This window comes from Moorena sp. SIO3I6, assembly GCF_010672095.1.
In genome coordinates this window covers 1-1,094 of sequence record NZ_JAAHHU010001658.1, presented here as the reverse complement: position 1 = coordinate 1,094, position 1,094 = coordinate 1, and the positions used below count along the sequence as shown (strand labels likewise).

The following is a 1,094-nucleotide window of genomic DNA, read 5'->3' as shown; positions in this document are numbered from 1 at the left end:
TTTATTTTAAGCTGACAACTGACAGCTGACAACTGACGGCACCTCAAGTAGCGTGCCCGTAGCGCATATGCTTACTTTTTGATTACTCTGCTTTTTTCCAGGTACATGGATTTAAAATTTAATAGTCAAAGCCCCCCAGGAAAAGCCAGCAGCGCTACTTGCTAGCACTACCAAATTCCCTGGTTTAATCTTACCCTCTTCTATACTTTTGCAGAGGCCAAGTAACGTATCACTAGCCCCTAAGTTTCCATGTTCAGGAAGAGAGATAAATGTTTGTTCTAGGGTCAAGCCCAACCAGGAAAAAATATTTATTAATAGGCTTTTTTTTCCTTGATTAGTAAAGATTACATCTACATCATTGATAGTGTATGAGCTTTTTTGTAGGGATTTAAAAATTACTTTTTTATAATTCTCCAGGTAAACTTCTGAAATAATTTTGTCTAGCTTTTCACGGTCAGCAACTTGCATATAATTTAAGCTTTGGTCTACATTGTCAGAATGAAAAGGTAGCCTAGTTCCCCCTAGTGGAATTTTAAGACAGTCCACAGCTTCTGAATCAGTAACCGCGTGATAAGCCAAAATTTGGTTACTAGTTTCTCCTTTCTTCAGAATGGCAGCAGTAGCACCATCGGCAAACATAAATGTGGATAAACTATCTTGATTAGAGTAGTCCACAAGACTTGATAATCTGTCACTACAAACAACTAACCCATAGGTAAACTCAGTGTTTGCTATTAACATATTACGGCATATATCTATCCCTAGATTGCCGCTATTACAGAAGTTTCTGACCTCAAAAGCAAAAGCTTTATCAGCTCCTATTTCAGATTGGATCTTAGCAGCCTGTGACCATAGTCGATAATCATAATCCCCTACACCACAGTAAACAATAAGATCGATATCACTAGCTCTAATCCCGGCATTATCTATAGCAGACAATGCCGCTTTGGTACCCATTTCTGAGGGTTGCTCATCATCAGTGACTACGCACTTTTGAAAGATGCCGATTTTTTCAATAAAGACATTTTCCGGAGTATTAGAAAGCTGGGACATTTCCAAACTAGTCATTCTTCCAGTTGGTAAATAGTAACCAA

Annotated in this window: 1 protein-coding gene; it reads right to left on the bottom strand. The window is 38.3% G+C overall.

Annotation, left to right across the window (positions count from 1 at the left end; translation table 11 throughout):
• Nucleotides 1-111: 111 nt before the first annotated feature.
• A partial coding sequence (locus tag F6K49_RS52070; protein ID WP_293110887.1) for a 3-oxoacyl-[acyl-carrier-protein] synthase III C-terminal domain-containing protein occupies nt 112-1,094 on the bottom strand: 983 nt, incomplete at its 5' end.